The following is a 16,040-nucleotide window of genomic DNA, read 5'->3' as shown; positions in this document are numbered from 1 at the left end:
TCCTTACTTGCTGATGTCAAACTGCTTGATCGAATAGTCGACGTGGGCACCCTGGTTATCCAGTCCCTTGATCTCAAGGTAGTCCACCCGCCCGTGCAAGAGAGCCTTTTCCAAGTCTTCCGCGAGCTTCGAATCAGCCGACCGCTTCTTCATCTGCTCAAGGATATCCTTGAAGTACGGGCGCGAACCTTGAGAGTGGCGCGCACTGCCAATCATCCTGCTGCCGAGTTCGGTGCGTATGTTGCTCTTTGCCTCCACGACTATGTAGCGGTCGCCGTGCTTGTACACCTGGTCGAACTGGTGGGCGCCGCTCTTCGGCCCGTGCAGGGGTTGTTCCACGGCGCCAGGGAACCGCTCGGGTATGGCGTGGTGGCGGGCTATCCCCTCGCCGTAGTCCTCACTTGTCTTGGTCGCCTTCGCGTGGGGGTCCTTGTGGGCCGCTCGGGCATCTTCCGCTGCCTTTGCCAGTTCCAGGTTGCCCGGGTCCTTCTCCCACGCGCTCTTCGCTTCCGCGTACGCCTTGTGCGGGGCGCGGTCGGCGTCGAGAGCGTCCTGGCGCGCCTTGGCCAGATCATCCAGTTCCTTCCGCGCTTCCGGCGTCAGCGGCTTGCGGGTCGCGTCTCCGGCCACGTCGTCAAGGTACGTCGGCGGCAGGGCCGGGGGGATGCTGTCCGCCGGGACCCAACCGCCCGGCGTCTTCACCAACTGCGGGGGCGCCAGCCCGAACTCGTCCACGTTCGTCAGCAGCTTGCGGTGCCCGTTCTTCTGGTAGAAGTCCTTGAGGTAGGTGTCGCTGGGGTCGTTGGCCCTTGCTACCTGGTGATCCATGATCGCCTGGCGCTCCGCCAGGGTGTACGTCCTCGGGTCGCGGGGCTCCGGGAGGTTGCTCCCGGAGCCGCCGCCGGGGCCGTTGCCACCTCCGCCGCCCGGGCCGTTGCCCGTGCCGCCTCCGGCGTTGCCCGGGACCGGGTCCGCTCCCTGGCCCGGCACGGTCGGGCTGTCGCCCGCGGTTCCGCCGCCGGGTGTGGTGTCGGGGGTGGTGGCCGCGCCCCCGCCCGGGGTGGCGTTGTCCCCGAGGTTGTTGGAGGGAAGGTTGTCGGCTGTTCCGCCCGGGATGTGGTTCGCTCCCCCGCCCGGCAGATTGTTCGCGCCTCCACCGGGGAGGTTGTCCACCGCGCCGCCGGGAAGCTGACCCGCTCCCCCGCCCGGCAGGTTGTTCGCTCCCCCGCCCGGGAGCTGGCCCGCTCCGCCGCCCGGGAGATTGTTCGCTCCGCCGCCCGGCAGGCCGTCCAACCCTCCGCCGCCCGGGACCGCACCACCACCCGGCGTCACCGCCCCCGGAACAGCACCACCACCCGGCGTCACCCCACCAGGCATACCGCCCGGGGCACCGGCACCCGGGGACACCCCGCCCGGTGCACCGCCGCCCGCCGCGTTGTCGATACTCCCCGCGCCCGGCCCCGCGCCCACCAGCGCCGGTTCCCGTGCGCCCACCTGGACCGGGGTCTCCGACCGGACCGGCGGGACCTCCGCGCCCGAGCGGTCCGGGTTGGTCACATCGCGGGGCATCACGTCCGGCTTCGGGTTGCCCGCCGCGTCGAGTAGTTGGCCGGTGTTCGTGTCGAGGTACTGCGGGCTGCCGTTCGCGTCGTCCGGCAACCGCACCGTGTGCGACGGATCCGGGCCGGTGCCTGCGCGTGCCGCGTCGTCGGCGCCCGCCACCGGGGCCGGGGTGGCGGGTTCGGGGATGTTGATCCGGGCGCCCGCGTCCACGTTCCGCAGACCCGCCAGGAGATCACCGACCTTGACGGTGACGACCTTGCCGCCCTTCGCGATATACGTCACCGGGTCCAGGAGACGCCCCGTCTTCCCGAGGGCGGAGATCACCTTCGCGACCGAGCCCGTCTTCGCCGCCGCGCCCGCACCACCCGTGAACACCGTCGTCACCACGTTGAACGTCGTCGCACCCGCCGCCCGCGCCGGATTCTTCCCCCACTCGTCCCACGCCACCAACGCCTTGCCGGTCTCCTTCACCGCCGTCCGCGACTCACGGAACCACCCCGGCAGCTTCTCCTCCGGCAACGCCCAGAACACCGTGCCCAGCACCGGCGTGACCGTGATCGCCAGACCGGTGACGACCTTCGCCAGGCCCGTCCACGCCTGGCCCGCCGCGTCCCACCCGTCGACCCCGACCAGCGTCCCCAGACCCCGGATCGTCCCCCACAGGCCGTCGACGAACACACCCTTCAGGAACGACCCCACATGATGATGGACCTCCCACCAGCGGCGGGACTCCTCCACCTGCGAACCCCACGGCAGCTCCTTCGTACTGTCCAGGTCCTTCTCGCTGAACCCGTACATGTTCGACTTGCCCGTGCCGTCGTCCGCGATGAAATGCGTCCCGCACACCAGCGCCGTGATCTTGTTCGCGCAGGCCCGCTCCGCCTCCCAGAACGCCGCCACCGCCGCGTTCACGTCCTTCACCAGGTCGTTGTTCTCCTCGACCTTGTCCCCGTCGTCCTTCCAGTGCTTGTCACCACTGATCCCGGACACAAAAGCCGTCGCATCCTCACGCAACTGCTTCAGCCGCGCCTCGATCGGACGGACCTCCGCCGCGTACTCCGACAACGCCGTCGTCACCGACTCCAACTGATCCGCGAACACATCCGACTCCGACTTCACCGGACCCGTCGTCGCGAACAACTGCTCCGCCTCCGGCGCCGTGTAGAACGCCGACAACCCCTGAAAACGCGCGTGCACATCCGCACCCGCATCACGGAACTGCCCCGCAGCCCCATGAAGCAGCCCCCGCTGCGTCTCCAACTCCCCCAGATTCCCCGTGAACTGAGGAATCGTCCCCGGATTGATCGCCCCGCCATTCACCACAGACCCCCGACCCTCACTGGCTCGTCACCACGCCCACCGCTGACGACAACCGCCCCATGGAACAACGCGTTCCCGCCATCCCGCGGTTCCCGCAACCGTACGATTCCGGCCCATGACACCGAGCCTGACCGGAACCGTTCCGCGTCCAAGGCCGCCCGCTCACCGGACCTTCACAACAGCGGTCCGGGGTTCACCCCGGTGTCGACGGGCAGGTCCAGTTCGACCCTTACGGTCTTCCCCCCGGCCGGCGCGTCCAACACGCTCCAGCGGTCCGCCAGGGCGGCCACAAGGATCAGTCCGCGTCCGTTCTCCGCCTCGTCATCCGGGGCACCCAAGTCGCCCGGCTCGGGCGGACGTACGGAACCGGCCGCGTCCGTCACCTCGATCCGCAGCGCGCCCGGCTGAAGCATGAGCCTCAGCGCGAACTCCGCCCCCGGTGTGGCGCCCGTATGCGCCACCGCGTTCGCGGCGAGCTCCGCCACGATCAACGCTGCCGCGTCCGAGCTCTCGCTCCCGAACGGGATGCCCCAGCGGTCCAGCCGCAGCCGTGCGTGACGGCGGGCCAGCCGGGCACCGAGGGGAATGGCGTAGAACCGCTGACTGAACGTATGTACGGTTACGCGGTGTCGGCGGATGGTGGGTCCTGTCATGCGGCTCAATCTGGCCCCGATGAGACCGCTTTCACCACCCCTGACCTGCGTACGCTAAAACAGCGTACGCGGCCGAATCCTGGACAGTAGCCTCCTACTCCCGCTAACTCTGGGTGAGTTGGCCGTGTACAGAGTGGTACGTGTGCGGGAGGTGTCCGCGATGCCGGACGAAACGGACGGGACAGAACATGAAGAGGGGACCAGCGGGGCCGCATTACCGCGACGTGGCGGTACGCCCCAGGCCGAGCCCGAGTGGTCGGACAGCCTGCGGACGTTCGGCGCGGTCGTCCAAGCGCTACGGGAACACGCCGGTCTGAGCCGTGCGGAGTTCGGCCTGCGGGTCGGCTACTCCAAACACACGATCGCCTCCGTCGAGCAGGGCCGCAGAATGCCCGACGTGGCCCTCATCGAGGCGGCCGAAGCCCTCACCGGCGAGACCGGAGCGCTGCGCAGCGCCGCGCTCCACCTCTCCCGCGAGAAAGGGCTCGCGGCCTGGTTCCGCCAATGGGCCCAGTTGGAGGCGAAAGCCCTGACCTTGTGGACCTACGAGTGCAGGCTGATCCCGGGCTTGTTGCAGTCCGAGCCCTACGCCCGCACATTGTTCGTCAACCAGCTCCCACCTCTTGAAGACGAGCAAATCGAGGCCCAGCTCACCGTTCGGCTCGATCGACAACGGCTGTTGCGAGAACGCCCGAACACCGCGTACAGCTTCATCATCGAGGAACACTTGCTCTTGCGGAACATGGGTGGTCAGGACGTTACGCGTGGCCAGCTGGACCGTCTGATCGAGGTGGCAGAGCTGCGCAATGTCGAGATCCAGGTAATGACCTTGGAACGCCACAGTCACGCCGGCCTTCATGGCCCCATGCGGGTACTGGAGACGCCAGAGAACAAGTGGTTCGGGTACATCGAAGGGCAGGAAAGCGGCCAGCTCGTGTCTGACCGCAAAGTGGTGAGCATCCTCAAGATGCGGTATGCCAGGATGCGCTCACAGGCCCTCACGCTGGACGACTCCTTGGGTCTGTTGAAGCGGATGCGAGGAGCAATATGAGCACCCCTGGCCTGGCCTGGTTCAAGAGCAGCTACAGCAGTGGCTCGGGCGACGACTGCGTAGAGATCGCGCTCACCTGGCACAAGTCCAGCCACAGCGGTGGCGACGGCGACTCCTGCGTAGAGATCGCCGCCTGCCCCGGAACCGTCCACGTACGGGACAGCAAGGTCAAGGCCGGGCCGCAGTTCGCCGTCACCGCCACCGCCTGGACCGGCTTCGTCACGTACGCCGCGCGAGGCTGACCCGGGACCGCCCCTGACCGGGTACGGACCGGCCAAGGGCGGCGAACCGTACCCGGTCTACGCGCTGGCGCGCTTGCGCGGGGTGGCCTTCTTGGCCGTCTTCTTGGCCGCAGTCTTGCCGGACGCGGTCTTCTTCCCCGACGCGGACTTCTTGCTCGCGGTCTTCTTCGGGGCGGCCTTCTTCTTCGCTGTCCGGGCGTGTCCCGACCGCTTGCCGGACTTCTCCTCCGCCGCGCGGACCGACTGCTCCAGGATCGCCGCGAGGTCGATGACCTCCGCGCCCTCGGTCTTCTCCGGGGCCGGACGCGGGGGCAGTTCGCCGGACAGCTTCGCGGCGATCAGCTCGTCCAGGGCCGCGCGGTAGTCGTCGTGCATGGTGTCGGGGTCGATCTCGCCGAGGGTGTCCATCAGGGCGTCCGCGAGGTCGAGTTCGGCGTCCTTGATGGTGACACGGCCCTCGGGGGCGACGTGCTCCGTGGAGCGGATCTCGTCGGGCCACAGGAGCGAGTGCAGCAGCAGCACGTCGTCCACGACGCGCAGCATCGCCAGCCGCTCCCGGCCGCGCAGGGCGAACTTGGTGAGGGCGATGCTGCCGGTCCGCTTCAGGGCCTCGCGCAGCAGCACGTACGGCTTGCCCGCGTCGGTGCCGTTCGCGGCGAGGTAGTACGCGGTGTCCATCTGGAGCGGGTCGATGCGGTCGGCGGGCAGGACGGCGACGACCTCGATGGTCTTCGTGGTGCGCAGCGGCAGGGCGGCGAGGTCCTCGTCCGTGACGGTGACGACCGTGCCGTCGGCCATCTCGTACCCGCGCACGGTGTCGGCCGCCTGGACCTCCTCGTCCTCCAGCTCGCACACCTTGCGGTAGCGGACCCGGCCGCCGTCCTCGGTGTGGATCTGGCGGAAGGACACGGAGTGGTTCTCGGTCGCGCTCATCAGCTTGACGGGGATGCTGACCAGGCCGAACGCGATCGAACCGTTCCAGATCGAGCGCACGGGCACCGCCTTCCGGGACCGGACCCGGGGCGGTCGCGCCCCGTATCCGGATGTACATCCGATTCATCACGTTTCGTGGCAGTCTCATGGTATGACGCCCATGACGGAGGTGGCGGGGCGGCGGCTGGCGCTCAGCAACCTCGACAAGGTGCTGTACCCGGACAGCGGCTTCACCAAGGGGCAGCTCCTGCACTACTACGCGACCACCAGTGAACCGCTGCTCGCCCAGCTCAGGGACCGTCCGGTGTCGTTCCTGCGGTACCCGGACGGGCCGGGGGGCCAGCGGTTCTTCACGAAGAACGTGCCGCCGGGCACGCCCGAGTGGGTGCGGACGGCCGAGGTCCCCCATTCGGACGGGTCGCAGCGGCAGGTGGTCGTGCAGGACCTGCCGTCGCTGATCTGGGCGGCGAACCTCGTCACGGAGTTCCACACCCCGCAGTGGCGGGACGGGGCGCACGGGCGGGCCGACCGGCTCGTGCTGGACCTCGACCCGGGGGCGCCCGCGACGGTCGTGGAGTGCTGCGAGGTGGCGCTGTGGCTGCGGGAGCGGCTCGCCGGGGACGGGCTGGAGGCGTTCGTGAAGACGTCCGGCTCGAAGGGACTGCATCTGCTCGCGTCGATCCGGCCCACCGCGTCCGACCGGGTGACGGCGTACGCGAAACGGCTCGCCGTCGCGGCGGAACGGGAGCTGCCCGCACTGGTCACCCATCGGATGACGCGCAGTCTGCGGCCCGGCAAGGTCTTCGTGGACTTCAGCCAGAACGCCGCCGCGAAGACGACGGCGACGCCGTACACGGTACGGGCGCGGCCCGAGCCGACCGTCTCGGCCCCGCTGACCTGGGACGAGGTCGCGGGGTGCGGGACACCGGAGCAACTGGTGGTGCTCGCGGGCGAGGTCGCGGGGCGGCTGGAGCGGTACGGGGATCTGCTGGCGCCGCTGTACGAGGAGGGGCGGGCGGGGGAACTGCCGTCCTGAGACGGGACCGGGTTCAGAGGCGGTGCCAGGTGGCGCGGTCGCGGGCCGTCGCGTGCAGGGACTCGACATCGGCCGGTTTGAGGACGGCGTCCTCGCGGGCCAGCGCGGACAGTTCGGTGTCCCGCAGGACCCGGATGTCCCGTGGTGCGGCGGTCACGGTGACGCGGGCGGCACCGGCCGGGGCGAGCACGGCGCGGACCTCGGCCGCGAGGGCGTGCGAGGCGCGGTCGGCCAGGGCGCGGACGGTGCGCAGCAGGGGGTGGGCTGCCGACCGTCCGACGGTGACGAGCGGGTCGTCCACGTGCACCTGGCGGCGGCGGGCGGGCAGGGTGTGCACGGCGAAGAGTCCCGCCGGGCCGATGGCGAGATGCGGTACGCGGTCCCCGCCGGGCAGGGGCACGGAGTGCAGGACGCGCCAGCCCCCGGCCTCCAGGGCGTCCAGGGCCGCGCCGGTGGCCTCCTCGGCCGCGAGCGCCGCCTTCCGGGGGTCGGCGCGGAGGCGGCGGGGCGGGGACGGGTCGCGGTCCAGGGCTACACGCAGGCTCTCGCCGGGGCGGTTCGGGGCGAGGTCGTCGTCGGGGTGGAGGCTGAGCCGGGCCAGGTCGGCGGGGCCGGGCAGCACGGGGGGTCCTACGGTCACCCGGCCGGTGAGGTAGGGGGCCAGGGCGGCGAGGACGGCGTCGGTGTCGCGGGTGCTCAGGAGGGTGACGCGGGAGTCCTCACGGTCGTACCAGGCGAGGGTCCTGCCGGACGCGGTGGTGACGTGGAGGAGCTGGTGGCCCTGGCGGTGGGTCGGTACGACGCGGAGGTCTGTCATGTGGATCACCCCGCTCCATGGGAGCAGGTGCGGTGCCTGGGCCGCAACAGGTCCGTACGGCGCCCCAGCGGATACCGGCCAGGTCCCCGTCCGGGTCCCGTCCGTGTGGGTCACGGGTACGCCGGTGTTCCCGTCCCCGTCCCCGTCCTCCCGTGCGCCCGTGGGGTTCCCCACCTGGAGGTACTTGTTCCTGTGCGGGTCGTCCGTGGGTGCGCAGTTCCCCGCAGGTCGCCTTCGCTCGCGCCGCCGGGTTTCCTGTGCTGGGCGTACTTGTTCCCGTGCGGGTCGCTCGTTGGGTGCGCAGTTCCCCGCGCCCCTGGGGTTCCACACCTGGGCGTACTTGTCCCTGTGCGGGGCCGTTCGTGGGTGCGCAGTTCCCCGCGCCCCTGGGGTTCCACACCTGGGCGTACCTGTTCCCGTGCCGTCGTTCGGGGGTGCGCAGTTCCCCGCGCCCCTGAGGTGCTGCCCCATTGCGGTCGCTCTTCGGGTGCGGGGCCGTCCTCGTCTTTTGCGCAGTTCCCCGCGCCCCTGGGGTTCCACACCTGGACGTACTTGTCCCTGTGCGGGTCCGTTCGTGGGTGCGCAGTTCCCCGCGCCCCTGAGGTGCTGCCCCATTGCGGTCGCTCTTCGGGTGCGGGCCGGTCCTCGTCTTTTGCGCAGTTCCCCGCGCCCCTTTGGGGGCGCCTCAGCCTCCTGAGGTTGTCTTTCACCCTCCTCCTCGCGGACCCGCGCTGCTACGGGAGGGGGTGGGCGGGAATCTCTGCTCGCAGACTCCGATGCTCTTCAGTCGGGTCACCGGACGACTTACCGAGCGTGTCGGATCGAGGACGGAGAATCCCGACCGGCACCGACCCGAAGAACAAACCGGGTGCGCCCCAAAGGGGCGCGGGGAACTGCGCACCCCACGAACGACCTGTACAGGAACGAGGTGCGCCCCGCACAAGAAACCCCGGCGGCGCCCCCGACTCACGGCAACGTGAGAGTCGCTACGGCCCCCGGCGGGGCCCCATTGGTGAACGTCAAGCACGCCCCCAACGTCGTGGCCTGACCGAGCGCGATCGTGAGCCCGAGCCCGTGCCCCTTCGTACCGCCCTCCGTCCGGAACCGCTGCGGCCCGTGCAGCACGAGGTACTCGGGATACCCGTCCCCGTGGTCCCGGACGGTGACCTCGGCCCCGTCCACCGTGACGATCACGGGCCCCCGCCCATGGGTCACCGCGTTGGCGACCAGGTTCCCGAGGACCCGTTCGAGCCGCCGCCGGTCCGTGTCGACGCACACGTCCCGGACCACGTCCAGCTCCGCACCGGTCCCCCGGACCACCCGCTCGGCGAGCGGCCCCAGCCAGTGCGCGTCGAGGTCCACCCGCTCGCTGCCCGCGTCCAGCCGGGAGATCTCCAGCAGATCCTCCGTGAGGGTCCGCAGCGCGGCGACCCGGTCCCGTACCAGCTCGGTGGGGCGCCCCGGCGGCAGGAGTTCGGCCGCCGCGTGCAGCCCGGTGAGCGGGGTCCGCAGCTCATGGGCCACGTCCGCCGTGAACCGCTGCTCGCTCTCCAGTTTGCCCTGGAGCGAGGAGGCCATGGTGTCCAGCGCGGCGGCGACCGCCGCGACCTCGTCCTGGGCCTGGCCGGGGAACTTCGTCCGGGGGTCGTCCACCCGCGCGTCGAGGTCCCCGGCGCTGATCCGCCGCGCGACCCGCGCGGTGGCGTGCAGCCGCCGGGTGATCCGGGTGACGGCGAACGCCCCGACCAGCAGGGTGGTCCCGATCGCGAGGGCGGAGGAGCCGAGGATCGCGCGGTCGAGACCGGCGATGGTCCGTACGCCCTGGGAGTAGTCGACGGCGACCGCGAGCACCCGGCCGCCGTCGGCGGGCCCGGCCGCCCACATCGTGGGGCGCGGCGCGCTGTCGCCGACCATCGTGCCGCGTTCGCCCTCCAGCGCCAGCGTCCGCAGTGAGCGGGGCAGTCCGGGCGGGTCGACGGAGACGCCGGGCCCGAGCCGGTCGCCGTCCTCGAACGCCTCGGTGGCGTCCGCGAGCCGGGTGAGCGCCCGGTCCCGGGCCTGGCCGACGGTCTGGTGGGTGACGGACACATGGACGAGCAGCCCGAGCAGCGCGGCCAGCGAGCAGCACATGACGGTGATGAAGACGGCGGCCTTCCACGGCAGGGTCGCGGTCCAGGCGCGCAGCCAGGGCAGCACGCCGTGCGCGGGACGCGGCGGGGTGTGCGTCGGGCGGCTGCCGTACGGCGGGTTCACGGGGTGCTCCCGGGGGACGGGGAGGCGGTCGGAGGCCGGGGGGCGGGGGACTTCGGGGTGCCGTCGGCGCCGTCCACGCGCAGGAACTCGTCCTTGGTGGGGAGCATCGCTTCCTGGTGGCGGTCCCAGGACCACACGGTCCGGTACTCGTAGCCCGGTATGCCGGACACGGCCCGGATGACGAGGTCGCGGCCGGCCAGTTCGACGCCTGTCACCGCGTCGGAGGTCGACATGATCTGGGTCAGTTCGTCGCCCTCGTGGGTGAAGACCCGGACCGCGAGCTGATCGTCGGGCAGCCGGATACCGATGATGAGGTCGTCGCGGCCGTCACCGGTCAGATCGCGGTACTGCTCCTTGAGCACAGGGCAGCCCCGGCTGCCCGCACCCCCCGCACCGTCCGACCCGTCCGCACCGTCCGACCCGCTCGCGCCGCTCCCGTCGTCCGACCCGCCAGAACCGTCCGGCCCGTCCGAACCATCCGGACCGCCCGAACTATCCGACCCATCCGACCCATCCGATCCGTCCGACCCGCAGCGGGTGATCTTCTTCGCGGTGTCCTCGTCGAGGGCGAGGGGGCCGGTGAAGGTGTCGGGGTGCTGTTTCGCCTGGGCGCGCAGGACCGCGAGGGGGTCGAGGGTGCGGATGTCGTCGCGGGGCAGGGCGAAGCCGTCGACCGTCTCCGTCTCGGCCTCGCCGTAGTCGTACGCGGGGGTGGAGGCCGGGGGGAGATCCGGCCACAGCCGGGCCGGGCCTACGGCGGTGGTGGCGGGGCCGGCGCTCTCCAGGTCGCCCGGGTTGCCGCAGGCACCCAGCAGCACGGCCAGCGGCAGCAGCACGGCGATGCCTGACCGGCGGGGTCTGCGGTGGGACACGGCACGGGCTCCTGCGGACGGACGGACGAACGGGGATTCACTCCTTCAGCCCGCCACGGTACGGGAACGCCCCCCGTAACCCCTAAGCGCGGACATTTCCCCCCGGCCGGACCACGGCCTCCCCTTTCATCACGCGATCACCCGGCTGTCCGGTTCCCGACGGATGCCGTCCGCACCGAACCCGATGGGCGTACCCAACAGGCAGGCGGGGACCCACCCTTCTAGGGTGAAACCGCATCAGACCCCCACGAACAAGGAACCCCTATGCGCCTCCGTACCCTCGCGATAGCCACCGCGGGCACCGCCCTGGCCCTGGCCTCGACGATCACCCCGGCGGCGGCCGCGCCCACCGGCCACGACGGCGACCACGACCGCGACCGCGGCCACTACCAGGGCCGGGTCACCGCCCACGGCGGACTGCTGCTGCGCGACTCCCCCACCCGCGGCAGCCGTGTCATCCGCCGGGAACCCCACGGCGCGATCGTCTCGATCTACTGCCGGACCGAGGGCGAACGCGTCGACCGCAACCACATCTGGTACCTGCTCACGGACGGGACCTGGGCGTGGGGCTCGGCCCGCTACATCGAAACCTTCGACAGAACGCCCCATTGGTGCTGAAGCACCGACATAACGGGACATAGGTGGAACGAGTTGCTACGTTCCCGCCATGACCGGAACGACAGCGCAGGCGCCGCCCACCCCGCCGGCCGGGGCCCCCGCTGTCCGCCCGCCGCTGGGCCGCGGCACCGAACTGGTGCTCCTGGTCCCGGCGGTCCTGCTCGCGGTCTGCGGCTACTGCGCGGCGGGCCTCGGCAGGACCGGCGCGGTCCCGCCCGGCGTCGCCGCGTATGGCGCCGGGCTCGGCGCGCTCGCCCTTCTCGCGCATATCGCCGTACGGCTGCGCGCCCCGTACGCCGATCCGGTGCTGCTGCCGATCGCCGTCCTGCTCAACGGGATCGGCCTGGTCCTCATCTACCGGCTGGACCTGGAGACCCCGGGCGACCGCGCGGCCCCGGCGCAACTGGTCTGGTCGGCCCTGGGCGTCGCGCTGTTCACCGTGGTGGTACTGGCCCTGCGCGACCACCGAATCCTCCAGCGGTACGCGTACCTCTGCATGGCGGCGGCCCTGGTGCTGATGATCGTGCCGATCTTCTTCCCGGCGGTGAACGGCGCCCGGATCTGGATCAGGTTCGGCGGATTCTCGATCCAGCCGGGTGAGTTCGCCAAGATCCTGCTGGCGCTGTTCTTCGCGAGCTATCTCGCCGCCAACCGCCACGCGCTCGCGTACACGGGCCGCCGGATGTGGCGGCTCCAGCTGCCCACCGGCCGGGTGCTGGGCCCGATCGTCACGGTCTGGCTGCTCAGTGTGATCGTGCTGGTGCTCGAACGCGACCTCGGCACCTCGCTGCTCTTCTTCGGGCTGTTCGTCGTCCTCCTGTACGTGGCCACCGGCCGCACCGGCTGGATCGCGGTGGGACTCGCCCTCGCGGCGGCAGGCGCCACGGCCGTCGGGCGGCTCGAACCCCATGTGCACACCCGGGTCCAGGACTGGCTGCACCCCTTCGCGTCGATCGACGCGGGCCAGGGACCCAACCAGCTCGCCCAGTCGCTGTTCGCGTTCGCCGCGGGCGGGCTGCTCGGGACGGGCCTCGGCCTCGGCGACTCGATCCTCATCGGCTTCGCCGCCAAGTCGGACTTCATCCTGGCGACGGCCGGCGAGGAACTGGGCCTCGCGGGCCTCTCGGCGCTGTTCCTGCTGTACGCGCTGCTGGTGGAACGCGGCTTCCGCACCGGACTCGCCCTGCGCGACCCCTTCGGCCGGCTGCTCGCCGTGGGGCTCGCGTCGATCGTGGCCCTCCAGTCGTTCGTCATCGCGGGCGGGGTGACCGGACTGATCCCGCTGACGGGCATGGCCATGCCGTTCCTGGCCCAGGGCGGCTCGTCCGTCGTGACCAACTGGATCATCGTGGCCCTGCTGATCCGGCTCAGCGACTCCGCCCGCCGCCACCCCCCGGAGGACGACCCAACGGCCACGGACGGGGGAACGGTCCGATGAGCGCCCGTCCCGTACGCGCCCGGAGCATGAGCCGCTGCGTGCGGCACACCGCCGCCCTCTGTCTGCTGCTGCTCGTCGCCCTGCTGGTGAACGCGGCCCGGGTCCAGATCGTCGAGGCGGGCACCCTGGACGACAACCCCGCCAACCGCCGGGCGGCCATCGCCCGGTACGCCGAACCCCGCGGCGACATCCTGGTGGACGACCGCCCGGTCACCGGCTCCAAGGACACCGGCGAACAGCTCCGCTACGAACGCGTCTACCGCGACGGCCCGTTGTACGCGCCGGTGACCGGCTTCTCCTCACAGCTGTACGGGACGTCCTTCCTGGAGAACGCCGAGGACTCCGTCCTGGCGGGCACCGACCCGATGCTCGCGCCGCTGCCCCTGTGGCACGAACTCACCCGCTCCCGCTCCCCCGGCGGCCGGATCGCGACCACCCTCGACGGGTCCGCGCAGCGGGCCGCGTACGACGGGCTCGCGGGCCGCAAGGGCGCGGTGGCCGCCCTGGAACCGGGCACCGGCCGGGTCCTCGCCCTGGTGTCGACGCCCTCGTACGACCCGGGCAGGCTGTCCGGCAACGGCCCGGCCGTCGAGAGCGCGTGGCGGCGGCTGAACGGCTCCCCGGACCAGCCGATGCTCAACCGGGCGATCCGCCAGACCTATCCCCCGGGCTCGACCTTCAAGGTGGTGACGGCCGCGGCGGCCCTGGAGACGGGGACGGTACGGGACCTGGACGACCCCACCGACTCCCCCGACCCGTACCGGCTGCCCGGCTCCACGTCCTCCCTGACCAACGAGGTCGACGGCTGCGAGGACGCCTCCCTGCGCTACGCCTTCACCTGGTCGTGCAACACCGTCCTCGCGAAGCTCGGCACCCGGGTGGGGCTCGCCGGGATGACCGGCACGGCGGAGGACTTCGGCTTCAACGACCGGGGGCTGCGCGTCCCGTCCCCGGTGGCCGCCAGCAACTTCGACCGCCGGATGGACAAGGCGCAGCTCGCGCTCTCCTCCGTCGGGCAGTTCGACACCCGGGCGACCCCGCTCCAGATGGCGATGGTCGCGGCGGCGGTGGCGGGCGGCGGCACGGTCCGCACCCCGTACCTCGTGGACCGCGCCACCACCCACGACGGCAGCCCCGTCCGCACCCCGGGCTCCCGCGTGCTGCACCAGGCGATGAACGCCCGCACCGCGGCGCAACTGCGCGAGCTGATGACGGAGGTCGTCGAGAACGGCACGGGCGGCAAGGCGGCGATCCCCGGCGTCACGGTCGGCGGCAAGACGGGCACGGCCCAGCACGGCGTCGGCAACACCGGCACCCCGTACGCCTGGTTCATCTCCTGGGCCCACGCGGACGGCTCCCCGGAACCGGCGGTCGCGGTGGCGGTGGTCGTGGAGGACGCGTCGGCGGTACGCGGCGAGATCAGCGGCGGGGGCGACGCGGCGCCGATCGCGCGGGCGGTGATGGGGGCGGTCCTGGACGGCGCGGAACGGAAACGGGACCGCTGAAATCGCGGGGCCGCGGGGTCAGGGGCTGGGGCGGCGGGGGTGGATCGCGGTGAGGTCGATGTCGATGGCGAACGGCGTGACGAGTTTCAGCCTGGCGTGGTGAATCCCGGTCAGGGCGTAGCTACGGCTCGCCGGGTCCAGTTCGTAGACGTAGACGACGGGCAGGCCGTCGTTCGCCTCGACGCGCCAGTAGTGCGGAATGCCAGCCCGCGCGTACTTGGGCGGCTTGATGTCGCGGTCGCGGGCGACCGAATCGTCGTCCACCACCTCGACAGCGATGAGCACGTCCTCGGGCTCGAACCAGGTCTGCCCCGAACCGGTGTCCGCGTCGACCGGCACCACGAGGACATCGGGCTCGGGCCGGTTCTTCCGGTCGAGCTTCGTCGTCATCCCGCGGATCGCTTCCAGGTGCGGCGGCGCCTGCGCGATCAGCTCGTTCTCCAACAGACGTACGGTCCGCGCGTGGAATCGGGTCCGCGGACTCACGAGGACGAGGCTCCCGTCGATCAGCTCCGTGTGCGGAGGTAGATTCGGAAGCTTGTCGAGGTCGTCCGCCACCCAGCCGCCCACCGGCGGGCGGGCCCACTCGTAGTGCTCGTCCAGCCCGTAGTCGCGTTCAGCGTTCATGATCGCTCCCATGGGCCGGATCGTGCCTGATACGGCCAGGGCACCCAGGACGAACGGTCACTGATCATCCGATCGGGTGACGAACACACCGGTGGGCTCACCCCGCGTCCGCCGTCACCCAGCCCGGCAGGGACTCGCGGCGCTTCAGCCACGCCTCCGAGACGCTGGCCGTGCCGGTACGTGCGCCGACGATGCCCGCGGTGATGGCACAGGTGGTGTCCACGTCGCCGAAGCCCTCGGCGGTGGCCCACAGCGCGGAGACCAGGTCGTCGGTGTGGCGCGCGGCGGTCCAGACGGCGAACGGGACGGTGTCGTCGGCGCGGATCCGCCCGCCGCTGCCCAGGGCGTCGGCGGCCCGCCCGGGCTCGGTGGAGAAGGGGAGGTCGTCCGCTCTCAGCAGTCCGTCCCGTACCGCGCCGGGCGGGGTGGCCTCCGCGACGGCGGCGATGGTGAGCCGGGCGCGGGCGGCCAGCGCGGCGGCGACCGCGACGGCGACGGCCCCCGCGACGGCCTGCGGATGCGCGTGGGTGACCCGGGCGGAGACCTCGGCCTGCGCGACCGCGCGTTCGAGGTCGTCGCAGAACCACGCGCCGAGCGGGGCGACCCTCATCGCCGCGCCGTTCCCGAGGCTGCCTTCGCCGCCGAACAGGGCGGGGGCGAGCTCCGGCCAGCGCTCGGGGTGCTCCGCGTAGTGCGGGAGGAGTTCGTGCATCCCGGCTCCGTAGCCGCGTCCCGGGTCGGCCGCGTATCCCTGGCCGAAGGCCCCGGCGAGGGCCGTCGGGTCGACCTCCCCGTGCTCCTCCAGGACCCTCAGCACCCCGAGCGCCATCGCGGTGTCGTCGGTCCAGCGCCAGTCCTTCTCCCGCGGCATACGGCGGGCCCGGACCTCCTCGTAGGCCTGCCGGCGCTCCCGGAACAGCGGGAACCAGCGCTCACCGAACGCGTCCCCGAGGGCTAGCGCTTCGAGGCTGTCACGTGCGGCGGCGCGGCGGTCCGCGGGGGCGAGGGCTTCGTTCATGGCGTCATGTTGCCAGGTGATCGTCCCGTCGCGCCTTCGCTTCCGCCCCAGGGGTTCGCCTTCGCTCGCGCCCCGGAGTTTCCTGTGCCGGGCG

At 71.6% G+C, this 16,040-nt stretch carries 14 protein-coding genes; 6 read left to right on the top strand and 8 right to left on the bottom strand.

Annotated features, from left to right (window positions below; all coding sequences use genetic code 11):
• Positions 1-3: 3 nt before the first annotated feature.
• Positions 4-2,760: a hypothetical protein gene (locus AB852_RS08025; RefSeq protein WP_143201186.1), complete on the bottom strand. Its 2,757-nt coding sequence runs from the start codon at positions 2,758-2,760 to the stop codon at positions 4-6.
• A 296-nt stretch (positions 2,761-3,056) separates the two neighbouring features.
• Positions 3,057-3,536 carry an ATP-binding protein gene (locus AB852_RS08020; RefSeq protein WP_073784908.1) on the bottom strand — a complete coding sequence of 160 codons (480 nt, stop codon included), beginning with the start codon at positions 3,534-3,536 and terminating at the stop codon, positions 3,057-3,059.
• 160 nt (positions 3,537-3,696) lie between these two features.
• On the opposite strand from AB852_RS08020, the gene AB852_RS08015 reads away from it, so the two are divergent.
• Both AB852_RS08015 and AB852_RS08010 read left to right on the top strand, forming a co-directional pair.
• A complete protein-coding gene (locus AB852_RS08015) occupies positions 3,697-4,587 on the top strand; it encodes a helix-turn-helix domain-containing protein (protein WP_079184353.1) in 891 nt (296 codons plus the stop codon).
• Entirely contained in the window at positions 4,584-4,829 is a 246-nt protein-coding gene (locus AB852_RS08010; protein ID WP_073784906.1) for a DUF397 domain-containing protein, read from the top strand. The genes AB852_RS08015 and AB852_RS08010 overlap by 4 nt, the downstream gene beginning before the upstream one ends.
• 57 nt (positions 4,830-4,886) lie before the next feature.
• On the opposite strand, the gene ku is transcribed toward AB852_RS08010, so the two are convergent.
• Positions 4,887-5,822, bottom strand: coding sequence for a non-homologous end joining protein Ku (gene ku, locus AB852_RS08005; protein WP_073785669.1), 936 nt, complete (start codon positions 5,820-5,822; stop codon positions 4,887-4,889).
• 91 nt (positions 5,823-5,913) lie between these two features.
• Here ku and ligD point away from each other — a divergent pair, with 91 nt between their 5' ends.
• Entirely contained in the window at positions 5,914-6,798 is an 885-nt protein-coding gene (gene ligD / locus AB852_RS08000; protein WP_073785667.1) for a non-homologous end-joining DNA ligase, read from the top strand.
• 13 nt (positions 6,799-6,811) lie between these two features.
• Here ligD and AB852_RS07995 read toward each other — a convergent pair whose 3' ends face one another.
• The 3 genes from AB852_RS07995 to AB852_RS39590 form a co-directional block, all read right to left on the bottom strand.
• Positions 6,812-7,615, bottom strand: coding sequence for a nuclease-related domain-containing protein (locus AB852_RS07995; protein WP_073785665.1), 804 nt, complete (start codon positions 7,613-7,615; stop codon positions 6,812-6,814).
• Between the two features lie 966 nt (positions 7,616-8,581).
• Entirely contained in the window at positions 8,582-9,811 is a 1,230-nt protein-coding gene (locus tag AB852_RS07990; protein ID WP_073785663.1) for a sensor histidine kinase, read from the bottom strand.
• A 53-nt stretch (positions 9,812-9,864) separates the two neighbouring features.
• Complete coding sequence (locus tag AB852_RS39590) at positions 9,865-10,740, bottom strand: hypothetical protein (protein WP_178390949.1); 876 nt, start codon at positions 10,738-10,740, stop codon at positions 9,865-9,867.
• 264 nt (positions 10,741-11,004) lie between these two features.
• Here AB852_RS39590 and AB852_RS07980 point away from each other — a divergent pair, with 264 nt between their 5' ends.
• From AB852_RS07980 to AB852_RS07970, 3 genes are read left to right on the top strand one after another with little or no spacing between them, the layout of a single operon-like run.
• Positions 11,005-11,358, top strand: a complete 354-nt coding sequence (locus tag AB852_RS07980) for an SH3 domain-containing protein (protein WP_073784903.1) — start codon at positions 11,005-11,007, stop codon at positions 11,356-11,358.
• Between the two features lie 49 nt (positions 11,359-11,407).
• Entirely contained in the window at positions 11,408-12,796 is a 1,389-nt protein-coding gene (locus AB852_RS07975; protein WP_073784901.1) for an FtsW/RodA/SpoVE family cell cycle protein, read from the top strand.
• A gap of 26 nt (positions 12,797-12,822) precedes the next feature.
• Positions 12,823-14,301, top strand: a complete 1,479-nt coding sequence (locus AB852_RS07970) for a penicillin-binding transpeptidase domain-containing protein (RefSeq protein WP_073785661.1) — start codon at positions 12,823-12,825, stop codon at positions 14,299-14,301.
• An 18-nt stretch (positions 14,302-14,319) separates the two neighbouring features.
• On the opposite strand, the gene AB852_RS07965 is transcribed toward AB852_RS07970, so the two are convergent.
• Positions 14,320-14,928, bottom strand: coding sequence for a Uma2 family endonuclease (locus tag AB852_RS07965; protein ID WP_073785659.1), 609 nt, complete (start codon positions 14,926-14,928; stop codon positions 14,320-14,322).
• A 97-nt stretch (positions 14,929-15,025) separates the two neighbouring features.
• Positions 15,026-15,946 carry an ADP-ribosylglycohydrolase family protein gene (locus AB852_RS07960; protein ID WP_073784899.1) on the bottom strand — a complete coding sequence of 307 codons (921 nt, stop codon included), beginning with the start codon at positions 15,944-15,946 and terminating at the stop codon, positions 15,026-15,028.
• Positions 15,947-16,040 lie beyond the last annotated feature (94 nt).

Origin of the sequence: Streptomyces uncialis (genome assembly GCF_001905345.1) — a bacterium.
Lineage (GTDB): Bacteria > Actinomycetota > Actinomycetes > Streptomycetales > Streptomycetaceae > Streptomyces > Streptomyces uncialis.
Note: the sequence above shows the minus strand (reverse complement) of the source record. Positions and strands in the feature narration are given on the sequence as shown.

Bases quoted from the DNA above. Each gene is read 5' to 3' on its own strand.
- AB852_RS08020 (WP_073784908.1), bottom strand. From the start codon at position 3,536: ATGACAGGACCCACCATCCGCCGACACCGCGTAACCGTACATACGTTC.
- AB852_RS08015 (WP_079184353.1), top strand. From the start codon at position 3,697: ATGCCGGACGAAACGGACGGGACAGAACATGAAGAGGGGACCAGCGGG.
- AB852_RS08010 (WP_073784906.1), top strand. From the start codon at position 4,584: ATGAGCACCCCTGGCCTGGCCTGGTTCAAGAGCAGCTACAGCAGTGGC.
- ligD (WP_073785667.1), top strand. From the start codon at position 5,914: ATGACGCCCATGACGGAGGTGGCGGGGCGGCGGCTGGCGCTCAGCAAC.
- AB852_RS07995 (WP_073785665.1), bottom strand. From the start codon at position 7,615: ATGACAGACCTCCGCGTCGTACCGACCCACCGCCAGGGCCACCAGCTC.
- AB852_RS07980 (WP_073784903.1), top strand. From the start codon at position 11,005: ATGCGCCTCCGTACCCTCGCGATAGCCACCGCGGGCACCGCCCTGGCC.
- AB852_RS07975 (WP_073784901.1), top strand. From the start codon at position 11,408: ATGACCGGAACGACAGCGCAGGCGCCGCCCACCCCGCCGGCCGGGGCC.
- AB852_RS07970 (WP_073785661.1), top strand. From the start codon at position 12,823: ATGAGCCGCTGCGTGCGGCACACCGCCGCCCTCTGTCTGCTGCTGCTC.
- AB852_RS07965 (WP_073785659.1), bottom strand. From the start codon at position 14,928: ATGAACGCTGAACGCGACTACGGGCTGGACGAGCACTACGAGTGGGCC.
- AB852_RS07960 (WP_073784899.1), bottom strand. From the start codon at position 15,946: ATGAACGAAGCCCTCGCCCCCGCGGACCGCCGCGCCGCCGCACGTGAC.